Annotated in this window: 11 protein-coding genes; 4 read left to right on the plus strand and 7 right to left on the minus strand. The window is 65.7% G+C overall.

The window, feature by feature from the left end; translation table 11 throughout:
- Positions 1-83 precede the first annotated feature (83 nt).
- The 3 genes from QTH91_RS04685 to QTH91_RS04695 all read right to left on the minus strand — a co-directional run bounded on the left by QTH91_RS04685 (position 84) and on the right by QTH91_RS04695 (position 3,710).
- Positions 84-1,166 carry a helix-turn-helix domain-containing protein gene (locus QTH91_RS04685; protein ID WP_286658852.1) on the minus strand — a complete coding sequence of 361 codons (1,083 nt, stop codon included), beginning with the start codon at positions 1,164-1,166 and terminating at the stop codon, positions 84-86.
- Entirely contained in the window at positions 1,150-1,758 is a 609-nt protein-coding gene (locus tag QTH91_RS04690) for a hypothetical protein (protein ID WP_286658853.1), read from the minus strand. The genes QTH91_RS04685 and QTH91_RS04690 overlap by 17 nt, the downstream gene beginning before the upstream one ends.
- Positions 1,759-2,156: 398 nt before the next feature.
- The gene (locus QTH91_RS04695) at positions 2,157-3,710 is read right to left on the minus strand and encodes an acyl-CoA synthetase (RefSeq protein WP_286658854.1); all 1,554 of its coding nucleotides are present in this window, start codon (positions 3,708-3,710) and stop codon (positions 2,157-2,159) included.
- 145 nt (positions 3,711-3,855) lie between these two features.
- Here QTH91_RS04695 and QTH91_RS04700 point away from each other — a divergent pair, with 145 nt between their 5' ends.
- Genes QTH91_RS04700 through QTH91_RS04710 form a run of 3 tightly spaced genes read left to right on the plus strand, consistent with a single transcriptional unit; the run spans position 3,856 to position 7,823 of the window.
- Positions 3,856-5,499, plus strand: a complete 1,644-nt coding sequence (locus QTH91_RS04700) for a long-chain-fatty-acid--CoA ligase (RefSeq protein ID WP_286658855.1) — start codon at positions 3,856-3,858, stop codon at positions 5,497-5,499.
- An 8-nt stretch (positions 5,500-5,507) separates the two neighbouring features.
- Positions 5,508-6,614 (plus strand): CaiB/BaiF CoA transferase family protein, encoded by a 1,107-nt coding sequence (locus QTH91_RS04705; RefSeq protein WP_286658856.1) that lies wholly within the window; start codon positions 5,508-5,510, stop codon positions 6,612-6,614.
- Positions 6,615-6,671: 57 nt separating this feature from the next.
- On the plus strand, positions 6,672-7,823 hold the full coding sequence (locus tag QTH91_RS04710; RefSeq protein WP_286658857.1) for an acyl-CoA dehydrogenase family protein: 1,152 nt from the start codon (positions 6,672-6,674) through the stop codon (positions 7,821-7,823).
- A 19-nt stretch (positions 7,824-7,842) separates the two neighbouring features.
- Here QTH91_RS04710 and QTH91_RS04715 read toward each other — a convergent pair whose 3' ends face one another.
- Complete coding sequence (locus tag QTH91_RS04715) at positions 7,843-10,533, minus strand: winged helix-turn-helix domain-containing protein (RefSeq protein ID WP_286659619.1); 2,691 nt, start codon at positions 10,531-10,533, stop codon at positions 7,843-7,845.
- A 110-nt stretch (positions 10,534-10,643) separates the two neighbouring features.
- Complete coding sequence (locus tag QTH91_RS04720; protein ID WP_286658858.1) at positions 10,644-11,342, minus strand: hypothetical protein; 699 nt, start codon at positions 11,340-11,342, stop codon at positions 10,644-10,646.
- A 59-nt stretch (positions 11,343-11,401) separates the two neighbouring features.
- Here QTH91_RS04720 and QTH91_RS04725 point away from each other — a divergent pair, with 59 nt between their 5' ends.
- On the plus strand, positions 11,402-13,099 hold the full coding sequence (locus QTH91_RS04725) for a SulP family inorganic anion transporter (protein ID WP_286658859.1): 1,698 nt from the start codon (positions 11,402-11,404) through the stop codon (positions 13,097-13,099).
- A gap of 67 nt (positions 13,100-13,166) precedes the next feature.
- On the opposite strand, the gene QTH91_RS04730 is transcribed toward QTH91_RS04725, so the two are convergent.
- Together QTH91_RS04730 and uraD are read right to left on the minus strand one after the other, a co-directional pair.
- On the minus strand, positions 13,167-14,393 hold the full coding sequence (locus tag QTH91_RS04730) for a M20 family metallopeptidase (protein WP_286658860.1): 1,227 nt from the start codon (positions 14,391-14,393) through the stop codon (positions 13,167-13,169).
- A 10-nt stretch (positions 14,394-14,403) separates the two neighbouring features.
- Positions 14,404-16,200, minus strand: a complete 1,797-nt coding sequence (uraD, locus tag QTH91_RS04735; RefSeq protein ID WP_286658861.1) for a 2-oxo-4-hydroxy-4-carboxy-5-ureidoimidazoline decarboxylase — start codon at positions 16,198-16,200, stop codon at positions 14,404-14,406.
- Position 16,201 lies beyond the last annotated feature (1 nt).

Consider the following 16,201-nt stretch of genomic DNA (forward strand, 5'->3'; position numbering starts at 1 on the left):
TTGGTTAGCTGGAGGGTCCTGTGGGGTGAGGTTCGATGGCGGGCAGAGGGAATGCCCACGCCGAAGCGGGCCGAGAATGGAGATTACTTCACGCGACGAAGGCCGCTGATCGGCGGTTTGATTCCGTAAAGTCTGCTGATCTCATCGAACGAAAGGTGGAGAGCTTGCTCAACGTCCTCGCGTTCGTAACCCATGTTCTCAGTCAAGTTGGCCAGCAAGGCGGGCGCAAGCGAAGGCTGCTCTGGAGCGAAATCGAGGGATGCTGGCTCCCTGGTCCGATAACCTTGCATCGCCATCTGCCGCCACAGCCACGAATAACTACCCTCATCGACCCTCCCCAAAATTTTTGCCCGAACGATGAGGGCGCCCATTGAGACTTTCCAGTAAGGTTTGAGCTGCGCCGCCTTGGTGAGAGTCATGCCCTTCAACTCGCCAGCAATGTCCTCACGAGGCATCAGGAACGCTGCTGCGAACTCATTTGCCTGTTGTTCCATCTCCGGGGAGGGGAAGCGATGCAGAACGATGTGGCCGAGTTCATGCGCGAGGCTGAAACGAAGTCGATCTGACGGGAGACTGCGATTCAGGAAGATCACGGGCGGCATGCCCGCCACCTGATAGCTGGCGCCGTCAATATGGGCCGCCTCCATGTCCGAGAGGACCACCAGAATTCCGGCGCGCTCAACGAACTCGATCAGGGATCTGATTGGCCCTCGCGGCACGTACCACGCGCGCCGAACCATGGCGGCTACTTCTTCAATCTGGCCGGCATACTCGTCCGCGTCGTATTGAGGAAGCGGCAGTTCAGGCGTGAACTCGACCGCATTCAAAAGCACGCGCACGTGCCCGAGACGCACGCTGAGTTCAGCAATGACCTTGTCGAGCACCTTCTGCCCAACCGATGCCTTCTTTCGATACATCGGGTGCGCGCTCATCGGCGGGCCATATTCACGCTCCGCCTGGAAAAAGAAGCTAAGGCGACAGTCCATCGCTGTCGCCAGTTTCTCAAGGTGTTCGCCGCTTGGCGCTTTGACCCCTTGCTCGATTTTGGAGATCATCCCCTGGGAGATCCCGGTCGCCAACACCAAGTCAGCCTGGCTCATCCCGAGCATGCGCCGCCTCAAGCCGACCATTTCTGGTCGGAAGAAGCCCTCAAGCTCCTGCATCATTGGTTCCTTGTTTCTTTGGGGCCGCCTTCGCCTTCTTCGGCTTGAGCAAACGAGCCGCGGGCGAGCCGCCATTCGGTGCGACCGGAAGGGGGATCACCGTTTGGCCGTGGTCCTCTGCGCTGTCGAGCAGATCAATAGCCCAGACGATTCGGTTGTGATGGCGTTGGGCGAGCACGATTCGGTCAATACCCGTTTCCAATTCATCAAGCGTGTAGATGAGTTCCAGGCGGGCCACGCCTTCGAAGAGATCAACACTGGCATCGTTGAAATCCAGTGCCGCCTGGGTTGGGTAGTTCCTCGACAGCAGTTGCGCAGTGCCCTTCTTCATCCGGATGAAGTAGGCGGTTCCGACCATCAAGCCTTGCCAGTGCCGACGGTTGTCGACATCGATCTCGCTGGAGCCCTCGAAACGCGCCTTTGCGTGAAAAAGAAACTGATTCCAAATGAAGTTGGCGCGTACCCGGGGCGCCTGGAGAGATGCGGCCAAGATCGAATTCCGGAAATCCGAATGTGCCGTCTGCACCAAGTCAACGAGGGTGCCGAAGTGGGGTTTCAGGATGGCATTGACCTGAGATTCGCGGGCGAATGGCATGACTGTCGGGCTAGAGCCTGGAACTGGGAGGCTTCAAGTATCCCAGTAAACTACAAAACAAACAACAAATTATTCCTAAAATTATTCCAAATCGGTGCGATGCCACTTTGCAGGGCCTTGCGGGCATGAAATTCGTCAGGGGGCAGTTGTCGTGTCGCCTGACAGCATTGTCGGGCGTGGCATGTTTGCGACGGATCGAGTTTGGGTGCTGATCGGTGATCGCGCATGGCCGTCGACGCGGCCAGCAAATCGAAATGGGGGCATCGGTGGGGGAACGGAAGGTGAGAAGCCTGGGCTAAAAGCAGCATCCATGCGCCTTCCAGCCCGATATTCGGACGCCTCCCTCCCTCCAGAACAACCCGCCTCGTGCGGGTTTTCTTTTGCCCGCTTCGGGCGCCTCACCCCACCTTCCGATCCCGCCCGGCCCAATACGGCTCGCGCAGCTTGTACTTGAGCATCTTCCCCGCTGGCGACAGCGGGATCTGGTCTCGGAACTCCACGCTGCGCGGGCATTTGTAGCCAGCGATCTGCGCCTTGCAGTGCGCGAGCAGGGTGCCTTCGTCCAGGGCTTGGCCGGGGCGCAGCACCACGACGGCATGCACCCTTTCGCCCCAGCGCTCGTCCGGCACGCCGATCACCGCGCACATGGACACTTCGGGCAGCTGGGTGATGGCGTTCTCCACCTCGGCGGAGTACACGTTCTCGCCGCCGGTCACGATCATGTCTTTCAGGCGGTCCACCACGTAGACGAATCCGTCCTTGTCCATCATGCCGCCATCGCCGGTGTGCATCCAGCCATCCCGCAGCACTTCGGCAGTCTGTTCGGGCTTGTTCCAGTAGCCATCCATCACCATCGGTCCGCGCACGGCAATCTCGCCGACGGTGCCAGTGGGCACGGGGTTTCCGTCTGGGGCCACGATGCGCACTTCGGCAATGGGCACCGGGCGGCCCGCCGAGCGTCGGCGGTCGCGCGGCTGATCGGGCCGATGGCACCAGGCGGGCAGCACGGTGACGACGGGCGACAGCTCGGTCATGCCGTAGAGCTGGCAGAAGCTGGCATGCGGCAGCTTGTCGATGGCCTGTAGCAGCAAGGTGTCGTCGATCGGCGCCGCGCCGTACAGCACCAGTTGCAGGCTCGAGGTGTCGTAGTCGCCGAAGCGAGGGTGCTCGATGAGCCGTTTGAGCATGGTGGGCACCATGAAGGTCTCGCTGGCCTGTTCGTTCTGAATCGCCTCCAGCACCTTGATCTCGTCGAACGCGGAAATGATGACCTGCGTGCACAGGCGCTGCATCAACTGCAGCGCGAGGCCCGTGCCGCCCACATGGAACATGGGCGCCATGTTCAGGCCCACGGCCTCGTCGGGGCGCTTGGCCGCCATATTGGCCGATAGCTGGCCGACGTAGAGATTGCCGTGCGTGAGCATCACGCCTTTGGGCAGGCCGGTGGTGCCGCCGGTGTACATCACCGCGGCCAGGTCGCTGCCGCCGCGCCGTGCGTCGGCGATGGGCTGTGCCAGCGCCATGAGCGCCTCGGCATCCTCCAGGCCATTCGGTGCGGGGCCGTCGCCGAAGTGCACCAGTGTCTTCAGCGAGCGTGAAAGCTCCAGCTGCTGCCGCGCAAGCTCCACGAAGTTCGCGTCGACCAGCAGGATGCGCGTGTCGCAGTCGTCCAGCGAATAGGCGATCTCGCGCGCGCTCCAGCGGATGTTGACGGGGTTGATCACGCCACCGGCCCACCAGGTGGCGTAGAGGTATTCGACGTAGCGGTCGGCGTTCAATGCCAGCAGCCCCACGCGGTCGCCCGGCCGCACGCCCAGATCGCGCAATACCGCGGCCAGGCGCGCCACGCGGTCGACGACGTGAGTGAAGGTCTGGCGCCGCTGTCCGCACACGAGCGCGGTGGCGTCCGGGCGTTCCTGCAGGGCCTTGTGCAAGGGCTGGGTCAGGTGCATGGCTTGGGTCTCCGCGCAGGCATCCTAGGGTCGGACCCTTTGCGTTCTCAATCGTCTGTTCCGACGATGTGACGCTTGGGCGCGCTGCCTACGATGGCGCCAAAGTCGCACGGGCTGCGCGCCACAGACCGACCATAGACAAGCCATGCACGGATTGATGCAAGACCGCCCGTTGATGATCTCTTCGCTGATCGAGCACGCGGCGCGTTTTCATCCGGGGACGGAGATCGTCTCGCGCCTGCCCGAGGGCGGCACGCACCGCACCGACTGGGCGGGCATCCGCCGCGCGGCCTGCCAGGTCGCCAATGCCCTCGAGGCGCTGGGCATCCGGCCGACGGAACGCGTGGCGACGCTGGCCTGGAACAGCTGGCGCCACCTGGCGATGTATTTCGGCGTGTCTGGAAGCGGCGCCGTGCTGCACACGGTCAACCCGCGGCTCTTCCCGGAGCAGATCGCCTACATCATCAACCACGCCGAGGACCAGGTCCTGTTCTTCGACACCACCTTCGCGCCGCTGGTGGAAAAGCTGGCCCCGCAACTGAAGACGGTGAAGGCCTACGTCTGCATGACCGCGCCCGAGCACATGCCCTCCATCGACGTGCCCCATCTGCATTGCTGGGACGAACTGGTGGGCGGGCAGAGCGACGCCTACACATGGCCCGAGTTCGACGAGCGCAACGCCTCGTCGCTTTGCTACACCTCGGGCACCACCGGCAACCCCAAGGGCGTTCTGTATTCGCACCGCTCCACGATGCTGCACACCCTCATGGAACTGGCGCCCGACACCTTCGGCATCAGCTCGCGCGAGACAGTGATGCTCATCGTGCCGATGTTCCACGCCAATGGTTGGGGGACGCCCTACGCAGCCGCCATGGTCGGCGCCAAGCTGGTCTTTCCAGGTCCGCACCTGGACGGCCAGAGCGTCTACGAGTTGATGCGCGACGAAAGGGTGACCTTCTCGCAAGGCGTGCCCACGGTGTGGCTGATGCTCTTCCAGTACCTGGATGCCAACCCGCAGATCGACCCGAGGGCACTGGGCGTCAAGCGCATCGGGATCGGCGGTGCGGCAGTGTCGCGCGGCATGCTCGATCGATTCGAGCGCGAATTCGGCGCCGAGGTGATGCAGGGCTGGGGCATGACAGAGACCAGCCCCATCGGCGTGATCAGCAAGCTGCTGCCCAAGCACGACGGCATGTCCGAGGAAGAGCAGGTGAAGGTCAAGCTCAAGCAAGGGCGCGGCGTCTGGGGCGTGGACCTGAAGATCGTCGACGACGAGGGCAAGGTTCAGCCGTGGGACGGCCAGGCCTTCGGCCACCTGCGCGTGCGTGGGCCCTGGATCGCCAGCGGCTACTTCAAGGGCGAGGGCGGCTCGCCCATCGACGAAGAGGGCTTCTTCTCGACCGGCGACGTGGCCAACATCGACCCAGACGGCTTTCTGCAGTTGGTCGACCGCGCCAAGGACGTCATCAAGTCCGGCGGCGAATGGATCTCGTCGATCGACGTGGAGAACGCCGCCAGTTCGCACCCGGGCGTGGCGGAGGCCGCGGTGGTCGGCATTGCGCATCCTGTGTGGCAGGAGCGGCCGCTGCTGATCGTGGTGCGGCGCGCGGGATCGCAGGTGAGTGCCGAGGACCTGCGTGCCTACCTGACCGAGCGGCTGGCCAAGTGGTGGCTGCCCGACGACGTGGTCTTCGTCGACAGCCTGCCGCACACGGCCACCGGCAAGCTGCTCAAGACGAAGTTGCGCGAGCAGTTCAAGGACTACGTGGCCTCTGCGAAGGGGGCCTGAGGCGCAGCATGGCAGGACCGCTCAAGGGCCTTCGGGTCGTCGAGATTGCCGGCATCGGTCCGGGGCCGTTCTGCGCCATGCTCCTGGCCGACATGGGCGCTGAAGTGCTACGCGTGAACCGTCCCGGTACGGTGCAGGATCCGCACGACATCCTGGCGCGCGGGCGTGCCCACTGGGAGGTCGACCTGCGCGCGCCCGGCGCCGCGGCCGGCGTGCTGGACGCCATCGCGCAGGCCGACGTGCTGATTGAAGGCTTCCGTCCCGGCGTCATGGAGCGCCTGGGCCTCGGTCCCGCCGAATGCCACGCGCGCAACCCGCGGCTCGTCTATGGCCGCATGACGGGCTGGGGCCAGCACGGACCGCTGTCGCACGCCGCGGGTCACGACATCAACTACATCGCCATCAGCGGCGCGCTGCATGCCATCGGCAGGCCCGGCGAGTCGCCGGTGCCGCCGCTGAACTACGTGGGCGACTTTGGTGGCGGCGCCATGCTGCTCGCCTTCGGCCTGCTGGCCGCGCTGCACGAAGCCAGGTCGTCCGGCGAAGGCCAGGTCGTGGATGCAGCCATGTCCGACGGTGCCGCGCTGCTGTCGGCCATGATGTACGGCTTCAGGTCGTCCGGCCTGTGGAGCAACCAGCGCGGCGAGAACATGCTCGACGGCGGCGCCCATTTCTACGACACCTATGCCTGCGCCGATGGCAAGCATGTGGCGGTGGGCGCCATCGAGCCGCAGTTCTACGCGCTGCTGCGCGAGCGCTGCGGGCTGGCCGATGACACCGCGTTCGACGCGCAGATGGACGCGGCGCGCTGGCCCATTCTCAAGTTGCGGCTGGCAGACGTGTTTCGCACCCGCACGCGCGACGAATGGTGCGCCTTGCTCGAAGGCAGCGACGCCTGCTTCGCGCCTGTGCTCGATTGGGACGAGGCGCCGCGCCATCCGCACAACGTGGCGCGGGGCACCTTTGCCGAAGTGGGCGGCGTGGTCCAGCCCGCGCCGGCACCGCGATTCAGCCGTTCCCTGCCTGTCATGCCAGAGGGCGCCCTTGCCGGCGGCGCGCCAGCCCTGCTGCGCCGCTGGGGCGTGGGCGCTGGCCAGGCGAGCGAGGCTGGCTGAGCCGTCAGAATCCAGGCCGCAAATGCCGCAAGACCGAACCAACCGATAGAGGCCATCATGTCCATCGACTTCCGCCGCTCCTGGAGCGACGATGACCTGGAGCTGTACCGCGACAACGTGGTGCGCTTCATCGAGACCGAGGTCCTGCCCCACGACGAAGAGGCGCGCAGGCGCGGCCACGTTGGGCACGAGGTGTGGCGCAAGGCCGGCGCGCTGGGCCTGCTGTGCACCGACATTCCCGAGGCCTACGGCGGCGCTGGCGGCGACTTTCGCCATGAGGCCGTGTTCTACGAGGAGATGGCGCGCCGCGCGCTCAGCGGCATGGCCAATTCGGTGCACACCATCGTGGCGCACTACTTTCTGAACCACGGCACCGAGGCGCAGAAGCAGCGCTATCTGCCGCGCATGGCGCGTGGCGAACTCGTCGGCGCCATTGCCATGACCGAGCCGGGTGCCGGTTCCGACCTGCAGGCCGTGCGCACTCGCGCCGAGCGGCAAGGCGACGGCAGCTATCGCATCCATGGCTCCAAGACCTTCATCACCAACGGCTTCCTCGCTGGCGTGGTGCTGGTGGTGGCCAAGACCGACACGTCGCAGGGTGCCAAGGGCATTTCCATCTTCATCGTCGAGACCGAAAACTGCGCGGGCTACCGCGTCGGCCGTGTGCTCGACAAGATCGGCATGAAGGCGCAGGACACGTCCGAACTTTTCTTCGACGACGTGCATGTGAGCGAAGACGCATTGCTCGGCGGGAGCGAAGGCCAGGGCTTCTTCCAACTGATGGGCGACCTGCCTTACGAGCGTCTGATCATTGGCGTGAGCGCGCTGGCAACGATGGAAGGCGCCTACCAGGCCACGCTCGACTACGTGCGAGACAGGCGCGCCTTCGGAAAGCCAGTGGCCGAATTCCAGAACACCAAGTTCAAGCTGGCCGAGATCGCCACGCAGATCAAGGTGGGCCGGGCCTTCATCGACCGCTGCGTGGAAGACCTGGTGGCCGGCAAGCTGGATACCGCCACGGCGTCGATGGCCAAGCTGTGGGGCAGCGAGACCCAGGGCCGCGTGGTGGACGAATGCCTCCAGCTCTTCGGCGGCTACGGCTTCATGAGCGAATACATGGTGGCGCGCATGTATGCGGACGGCCGGGTGCAGCGCATCTTCGGCGGCACCAACGAGATCATGAAGGAAGTGATCTCGCGCGCGTTGTAGCTGCCGGCTGCGGCGGGCTTCAGCGGATCGCGCCGAGCTTGCGCGCAATGGCCACCGCCTGCGTGCGGCTCTTGGCATCGAGCTTCATGTTGATGTTGCGCAAGTGCGTGCGCACCGTGCTGTCGGACACGAACAGCTTTTCGGCCATCGCGCTGTTCGAGTAGCCCTCGGCCAGCAGTTGCAGCACGCGGATCTCCTTGCGCGTGAGCGGCTCGGCGTTCGGATCGATCTGCGGCCGGTCCGTGTCGGCCGTCATGGCAACCGGCCCGATGATCTGCAACAGCCGCTGCACGTAGTCGGCCAGGATCGGGTCGTTGCGCAAGGCTGCCGCGGCGCTGCCGTTCTCGTGCTGGCGCGCGGCATGGGCATAGCGATGCACCAGCCCGCCCACTGCAGAGCCTTCGTCCAGGATGATGCGCACGAAGCCTTCCTGGCTGGCCGTCAAGAGGACGGCGCCGATCTCGTCCAGCGCGTCCTGTCCGTCGCCCGAGCGCTGCAGGCCCAGCGCACGCAGCACGCGCAGCTTGAGCGCGCGGCGATGGCGATGGGCCGCGCGTGCCGCATGCAGTTCGGCATCGATCACGCCGAGCGCTGCCTTCGCATCGCCGAACGCGATGTCCCAGCGCGCCTTGGCCAGCGCAAAGTAGTCGAGGTCGTGCGCGGGCAACTGCTGGCGTCGCTCGCGCTCCCAGAGCGCCGCGTCGTCCGCGCGCTGCAGCTCATCGTGCGAAGCAGTGCCATTGTTTTGCAGCAGCAGAAGCAAAGACCGTTCGAGCTTGGCGCTGGCGACCACGCGCGGCAACTGGCGCTGATGACCGAGGTACTCGAGTTCGGTCAGCGCCTGGAAGGCCGCATCCACGTCACCCGCATGAAAGGCGATGCGCGAGCGCATGACGTGGCTGAGGATCATGTGGTCCGGCAGACCCACATCGCGGGCCAGCGGCAGGTACACGTTCAGCAGGTGCTCGGCCTGGGCCATCTGGTGCGTCTCGTACACCGCGCCGGCATAGAGCACCCCGGCCCACGCGTTGCCGTGGCTGTGGTTGTAGCTCACCGCATGCGTGGAATCGACCGCCATGCGCAGGCGCGCCGTGGCCTGCCGCAGCCGTCCTTCGTGCAGGTCGAACAGGCCGGCCAGCGACTCGGTGTACATGCGGTTGAAGGTGCTGTTGCCCTGTTCGCGCCGTGCCGCCTCCAGAAGGCGCTGCGCCTCGCGCGGGTCGCCGCGCACCGACAGGATGTGGGCCATGGCATTGAGCAGCACCACTTCTGCGAACGGCAGGCCGGTAGGCAGCCGTGCCAGGCTCTGGCGGCCGGCTTCGTAGGCTTCGTCGTGCTTGTCCTGCATGGCCAGCAGCAGGGGAATGAGCGTGTGGGCGTTGTTGCGCACCTGGGGCATGGGGCTGTCGAGGCAACCCGACTGTTGCAGCAGGCGCATCGCATCCCAGGGGCCGTGGGTGAAGCAGATGGCCCACAGCGCGATCAGCTGCAGCAATGGGCGCTCGCGCAACAGCGAATCCGGAATGGCGGCGAACCAACGCGCCAGCATGCGCATGCGGCCTTGTTCGAGGAACTGTTCGGCGAATTGCTCGAGCAGCGCCAGCGCATGCGGATGGTCGCCGCCTTCGATGGCATGGTCGATCGCGGGCACGGGCCTGCCATGCGACTCGTACCAGCCGGAGGCCGCGAGGTGCAGCCGCGCAAGTTCCTCGGGGTGCTCGCGTGAGAGCTGAGCCCGAAGAAAGTCCGCGAACAGGCTGTGATAACGCCATGCGCCTGCTTCGCTGCCGGCATCGCTGCGCACCGGCGTGAGAAACAGGTTGGCCGAGGCCAGCCGCTCGAGAATGGCCGCGCTGTCGCTGCGTGGATTCAGCGCCTGGCACACCGACGCATCGAGCTGCCTGAGGATGCTGGTGCGCAGCAGAAAGTCGCGGATCTCGTCGGGCTGGTGGGCGAGCACATCTTCGGCCAGGTAGTCGGCCACGGCTCGGTCGGACCCCGAGAAGTGTTCGATGAAGCCGGTCTCGGTGCCATGGCGTTCCAGCGCCAGGGACGCCAGCCACAGCGCCGCCGGCCAACCTTCGGTCTTGCTGTGAAGCCGCGAGAGCAGGTCGACGGGCAGCGACTGCTGCGCCTGTCGTGCGTGTTGCGGCACTTGCGCAGAGGCATGCGCGGCCTGCGTCTGGCGAAGCGCAAAGAAGTCGCGCGCCTCGTCCAGCGAGAAGCGCAGGCGATCGGTGTCGATCTCGATCAGCTGACCACGTGCGCGCAGCCGTCCCAGGCCGAGGTCGGGCAGGCTGCGCGAACCCAGCACGACCTGCCCCTGGCGCGGCAGATGCTCGATCAGCTCGCGGACCAGCCCGAGCACGGCCGGCTCCTGAACCATCTCGAAGTCGTCGAGGAAGAGCGCGAACGGCGCGTCGAAGGCGCCCAGCGCGGCCACGGCGTCGAAGGGGGCCTGATGGTCCATCGCGTCGGCGCCCAGTCGCCGAATCGCCTCGGCCAGGCCACTGAGGAAGCGCGAGACATCGTTGTCGGCTCGGTCCAGCGTGAGCCACGCGGTGGCGATGCCTTGTGCGTCCATGCCATCGCGGATCTGCGACATGGCCGTGGTCTTGCCGAAGCCGGCCGGCGCGCGTACCAGCACCAGCTTGACCGTCGACGTGCACACCTGCTGGCGGATCGCCGTGCGCGGCACCTGCGTGGCCATGAAGACCGGCGGATTGAGCTTGGTCTCGAGGATGCGGGCGGAAGAGGGCACGGCAGCTGGATCGGGACAGCGGGACGACTATCGACGGCGGATTCTAGGTGGCACTCGCTTTATCCGATCATCCGCGAAACGCGCTGCCCCAGCTGCCTGAGGCCCTGCCAAGGCGCCGGCGGTGCCGCCTTGGTTTGGCCTGGCGCAATCAGTTCCACGGCCCAACCAGATGCGAGCTTGACGCTCGTGCTGTCCCAGGGCTTGAGATTGTCGAATTGCTTGCTGGACACGACCTGCACCTGCAGGCTTCGCCGGATGCCGGTCGAAGACAGCTTCTGGCAGGCGGCCTGCAGGGCATGGCGGTCCGGAGCGCTTTGGCCGTAGACGACCAGAAGCTCGATCTGGCCGTCCGCCTGCTCGCCGAGGATGAAGGCGCGAAGAACCGATGTCTTGAACTTGGACATCAGCATCTTGCGAATGGGCTCGGCGCCGGCGAAGGACTTGAGCGCCATGCTTCGGAACTCCCGGTAGAACACGAACTGCTCGTCGAGCATGACCCGGGCTGCGCCGGCATCGGCGTTGGCTGCATCGTCCTCATCGTTGGCGGCATGGCTCGATGTGTCGGCGTCTTCGGGCTCGTGAGCGGTCTTCAGGACGCCGCTGCGGGCCAAGTGCTCCACAGTGCGGATCGCGTCGTCCAGTTCCAGGCGGGCCTGCCTGGCCAGGTCCTTGATGGCCAAAGGCTGCTGCGGCGAGGCATAGAGGATGGTCAGGATCTTCTGAACTTCAGGGGCGAGAAGGAAATCGGCAGCGCTCATCGGGATCACGGGGTATAGGGGGTACGCGAAGTTTCGCAGGTCGCGTAAGCTGGCTGCCCATGTCTTCGCCGAACCCGCTCGTCCGTTGGCTGCCAGGCCTGCGCAACCTGGAAGGCTACGACCTGTCAACGTTCCGGCATGACGTGGTCGCCGGCCTGGTCCTGACGACGATGCTGGTACCGGTTGGCATTGCCTACGCCCAGGCTTCGGGCGTGCCCGGCATCTATGGGCTGTACGCCACCATCGTTCCGCTCTTGGCCTACGCATTGTTCGGCCCGAGTCGGATCCTGGTGCTGGGTCCTGACTCCGCGTTGGCCGCGCTGATCCTGGCGGTGGTCCTCCCGCTTTCGGGCGGCGATCCGATGCGCGCCATCGCGGTTGCCAGCGCGATGGCTGTCGTCTCGGGGCTGGTGTCCATCGCAGCCGGCCTTGCCAAGCTGGGCTTCGTGACCGAACTGCTTTCCAAGCCGATCCGCTACGGCTACATGAACGGCATCGCGCTGACGGTCATCCTGAGCCAGGTGCCCAAGCTGCTGGGCTTCTCCATCGAAGGCGAGGGCGGGCCGCTCTATCAGGCCTGGGCCATCGTGCAGGGCGTCGTGGCCGGCCAATGGCACGCGGTCACGGTCATGATCGGGCTCGGTTCGCTGGCGGCCATCTTCGCGCTCAAGCACATTCCTCGCGTGCCTGCCGTGCTGGTCGCCGTGGTGGGCGCAACGCTGGCTGCCGCCTTCTTCGATCTGGCCGAGCGGGCCAACCTGGCGGTGCTGGGGGCGCTGCCACAAGGGCTGCCGCTGCCTTCGGTTCCCTTGATCGGGCTGCAGGACATCCAGCCCATCCTGCTGGGTGGACTGGCGGTGGCACTGGTCTCGTTTGCGGACACGAGCGTGCTGTCGCGCGTGTACGCCGCCAAGACCCGTTCCAAGGTCGATCCGAATCAGGAGATGGTGGGGCTTGGCGCTGCGAATCTGGCAGCTGGCTTCTTCCAGGGCATTCCGATCAGCAGCAGCGCGTCGCGAACGCCGGTGGCCGAGGCCGCGGGCTCGCGCACGCAGGTGACGGGGGTGGTAGGCGCACTGGCCATTGCTTTGCTGCTGGTGGCCGCGCCCGATCTGCTGCACGACCTGCCCAGCGCCGCATTGGCGGCGGTCGTCATCGCTTCGGCCATGGGGCTGATCGAGATCAGGGATCTGCGCCGCATCTACCGCATCCAGCAATGGGAGTTCTGGCTGTCGATGACCTGCCTGGTCGGCGTGGCGGTGTTCGGGGCCATTCCGGGCATCGGCATTGCGGTCGTGATCGCGGTGCTGGAGTTCCTGTGGGACGGCTGGCGACCGCATTTTGCGGTGCTCGGCCAACCCGATGGCGTGCACGGGTTCCACGACATCAAGCGCTATCCCGACGCCCGGCTGGTCGCGGGTCTGGTCATCTTCCGATGGGACGCGCCGCTCTTCTTTGCCAATGCGGAACTGTTCCGCGATCGGCTGATGGATGCGCTCAGAGCGTCACCCACGCCGGTGCGTCGAGTGGTGGTCGCGGCAGAGCCGGTGACCAGCGTGGATGTGACCGCTGCCGACATCCTGACCGAACTCCACGAAAGCCTTCAGGCCGAAGGCATCGAGTTGTGCTTCGCAGAGATGAAAGACCCGGTGAAGGACAAGCTCAAGCGCTTCGGCCTGTTCGCGCGCTTGGGCCCACAGGCGTTCTTTGCGACGGTGGAAGAGGCGGTGGCCACCCACGAGCGGGGCCGCGCTTGACGGTGGCGCCGCAGCGGCGTGCGGGAGTCGGGTTCGCCAACTCCGCGCAGCGCCGGCGCCAGGGGGTTCAGACGAGCAGGTCTGCCAGCGTGCGTGCCACCACCTTGGTGGCGCGGCGCAGGTCTTCCAGCGACACGCGCTCGTCGGCCCGCTTGGCGTGCGATTCGAGCACGGTGCGTGGGCCGGCGCCGTAGATCACGCCGGGAATGCCCTGTTCGACGTACAGGCGCACGTCGGTGTACAGCGGCGTGCCCATCGCGGGAATGGGCTGGCCGAACACCTGTTCGCCATGCTTCTGGATGGCCTGCACCAGCGGCTGATTGCCGGCTAGCGGCTTCATGGAATTGGCGAGCAGTAAGCGCTTGATCTCGACGGAAATGCCGTCCTTCTGCGCCGCCGATTCGGTGATGACGCGGCGGATCGTGGCTTCGACCTGAACCGGGTCCTCTTCCGGAATCATGCGGCGGTCGAGCTTGAAGACGACCTTGCCGGGGATGACGTTGGTGTTGGTCCCGCCCTCGATGCGCCCCACATTGAGGTAGGGGTGGTTGATGCCCTCGACGGCCGATGTGACCTTCTTGTATTCGATGTTCTGGGCGTACAGCGCATTGAGGATGTGCACCGCGCCCTGAAGCGCGTCGACGCCGGTTTCGGGCACGGCGGCGTGCGCCATCTTGCCGTGGACCGTCACTTCCATCTGCAGGCAGCCGTTGTGGGCCGTGACGACTTCGTAGCTGAAGCCGGCGGCGACCATCAGGTCGGGCTTGGTCAGCTTGTTCTTGAGCAGCCAGCCCGGGCCGAGGATGCCGCCGAATTCCTCGTCGTAGGTGAAATGAAGTTCCAGGCTGCCCTTGGTGGGCTTGGCCACGGCTTCGAGCGCGCGCAGTGCAAAGGTGAATGTCGAAAAGTCACTCTTGCTCACCGCGGCCGCGCGGCCGAACAACTGGCCGTCGACGATCTCGCCGCCATACGGATCATGCGTCCAGCCCTCTCCGGGGGGCACGACGTCGCCGTGCGCATTGAGCGCGATGGTGCGGCCGCCCGCGCCATAGTTGCGGCGAACGATCAGGTTGGTGATGGATTCGAGGCCGTAGTCCTGGACTTCCTGGGCCGGGACGGGATGCTTCTCGGCCACCAGGCCGAGGTCCTGCAGCAGTTCGGCGGTGCGCTCGGCATGCGGAGCGTTGTTGCCGGGTGGCGTGTCGGTCGGTACCTGCACGAGGGCCTGCAGGAACTTGACCTGCTCGTCGAAGTGTTCGTCGATCCAGGCGTCGAGTTTGGTGTAGTCGGTCATGGCGATGGCGTCAGGCGTTGGTGGGCGAGGGCGTCTGGAGGTCTTGGGCAAGATCGTCCAGCAGGCGCGAGAAGGCCTTGACGGCGAGATCGATGTCGTCGTTGGTGCTCGACTCCAGCGGGTTGTGGCTGATGCCGGAGTTGATGCCGCGCACGAAGAGCATGGCCTGCGGCATCACCTCGTGCAGCTTCATGGCGTCGTGGCCGGCGCCGCTGGGCATGCGGAACAGCGGGATGCCGAGCGAGTCGACGGCCTTTTCCCAGCGCTGCTGCCATTGCGGCGCGCTCGGCGCGGCCGCGGCGCGCATGGCTTCCTCGATGGTGTAGCGCAGGCCTCGGCGCTCGCAGATGGCGGCCAGTTCGGCCAGCACGTCGGCCACCACGGCGTCGCGCTGCGGGTCCTTGGGGGCGCGGATGTCCAGGCTGAATTTGCAGCGCCCGGGCACCACGTTGATCGAACCGCTCGGCACTTCGAGCATGCCGACCGTGGCCACCGAGTCGGCGTCCTTGGCGGCGCGTTGTTCGGTGAACAGGATCAGTTCGGCCACCGCGCATGCGGCATCGCGGCGGCGGTCCATCGGCGTGGTGCCGGCGTGGCTGGCCATGCCGATCACTTCGCCCACGAAGCGCACGCCGCCGTTGATGGACGTGACGATGCCCAGCGGAATGTCGAGTTCGTTGAGCACGGGCCCTTGCTCGATGTGCACTTCGACGAAGCCAAGATACTTGGAAGGATCGCGCTGGATGGCGGGAATGTCTTCCAGCTTGAGCCCGGCGTGCTTCATCGCTTCGCGCAAGGTGATGCCGTCGGCGTCCTTTTGGTCCAGCCAGCTTTGATCGAAGTGGCCGATGAGCGCACCCGAACCCAGGAACGTGGCCTTGTAGCGCTGGCCTTCTTCCTCCGCAAAGCCCACCACTTCGAAGGCGAACGGCAGGCGCTTGTTCTGGCGCTTGAGTTCGCGCACGCAGGCGATGGGCACGAAGATGCCAAGCCGGCCGTCGTACTTGCCGCCATTGCGAACGGTGTCGTAGTGCGAGCCGGTGAGCAGTGCCTTGGCGCCCGGCTGGCTGCCTTCGTACCGGCCGACCACGTTGCCCACGGCATCGATCTGCACGCTGTCGAAGCCGACCTCTTGCATGAGCCGCGCGATCTGCGCCGCGCAGGCGCGGTGTGCGTCGGTCAGGTAGGTGACGGTGAGCTGGCCTTTCTCGGCATAGCCGGGGTCGGTGTGCGTCGCCAGTTGCTCGTGCCAGTCCCAGACCTCGTTGCCCACGTCGGGTTGAACGCCGAACTTGTCGTTCAGGCGGATCTCGGCAATGCGGTGGATGTTGCGCAGCGCTTCGGCCAGTTCGAAGGCCGGATGGTGATGAACCCGGCGCTCGAAGGTCTGGATGATCTCGCGCTTGTTCAGGCCCAGGCCGCGCGGGCCCCGCACCGCCAGGATGAACGGGAAGCCGAACTTGCTGTTGTAGGCCGCGTTGAGCTGCTGGATCTTCTCGAACTCTTCGGGCGTGCAGTCGGTCAGGCCGGCCTTGCCCTGCTCATTGGTGGACTCGGCCGTCAGCGTCTTGCTGACCATGGCCTTGCCGGCCAGCTCCGGGTGAGCACGGATCAGGCTCAGTTGCTCGTCCGGGCTTGCCTTGGCGACCACTTGCACCAGCGCATGCTTGAGGTGCGTGAGCGAGCGGAAGGGCCGCGCGGCCATGGCGCGTTCGGCGATCCATGGCGAATGCTCGTAGGTGCCGTCCAGAAGGGCGGCGGCTTCGGCCGCGGGCCCGGCGTTGATCTGTTCGATCGTCAGCGTCATG

Source organism: Variovorax dokdonensis (assembly GCF_030316895.1).
GTDB classification, from domain to species: Bacteria; Pseudomonadota; Gammaproteobacteria; order Burkholderiales; family Burkholderiaceae_C; genus Variovorax; species Variovorax dokdonensis.

What these genes read in the sequence shown, in the direction of transcription:
- QTH91_RS04685 (WP_286658852.1), bottom strand. Translation starts at nt 1,166, where the DNA reads ATGATGCAGGAGCTTGAGGGCTTCTTCCGACCAGAAATGGTCGGCTTG.
- QTH91_RS04690 (WP_286658853.1), bottom strand. Translation starts at nt 1,758, where the DNA reads ATGCCATTCGCCCGCGAATCTCAGGTCAATGCCATCCTGAAACCCCAC.
- QTH91_RS04695 (WP_286658854.1), bottom strand. Translation starts at nt 3,710, where the DNA reads ATGCACCTGACCCAGCCCTTGCACAAGGCCCTGCAGGAACGCCCGGAC.
- QTH91_RS04700 (WP_286658855.1), top strand. Translation starts at nt 3,856, where the DNA reads ATGCACGGATTGATGCAAGACCGCCCGTTGATGATCTCTTCGCTGATC.
- QTH91_RS04705 (WP_286658856.1), top strand. Translation starts at nt 5,508, where the DNA reads ATGGCAGGACCGCTCAAGGGCCTTCGGGTCGTCGAGATTGCCGGCATC.
- QTH91_RS04710 (WP_286658857.1), top strand. Translation starts at nt 6,672, where the DNA reads ATGTCCATCGACTTCCGCCGCTCCTGGAGCGACGATGACCTGGAGCTG.
- QTH91_RS04715 (WP_286659619.1), bottom strand. Translation starts at nt 10,533, where the DNA reads ATGGCCACGCAGGTGCCGCGCACGGCGATCCGCCAGCAGGTGTGCACG.
- QTH91_RS04720 (WP_286658858.1), bottom strand. Translation starts at nt 11,342, where the DNA reads ATGAGCGCTGCCGATTTCCTTCTCGCCCCTGAAGTTCAGAAGATCCTG.
- QTH91_RS04725 (WP_286658859.1), top strand. Translation starts at nt 11,402, where the DNA reads ATGTCTTCGCCGAACCCGCTCGTCCGTTGGCTGCCAGGCCTGCGCAAC.
- QTH91_RS04730 (WP_286658860.1), bottom strand. Translation starts at nt 14,393, where the DNA reads ATGACCGACTACACCAAACTCGACGCCTGGATCGACGAACACTTCGAC.
- uraD (WP_286658861.1), bottom strand. Translation starts at nt 16,200, where the DNA reads ATGACGCTGACGATCGAACAGATCAACGCCGGGCCCGCGGCCGAAGCC.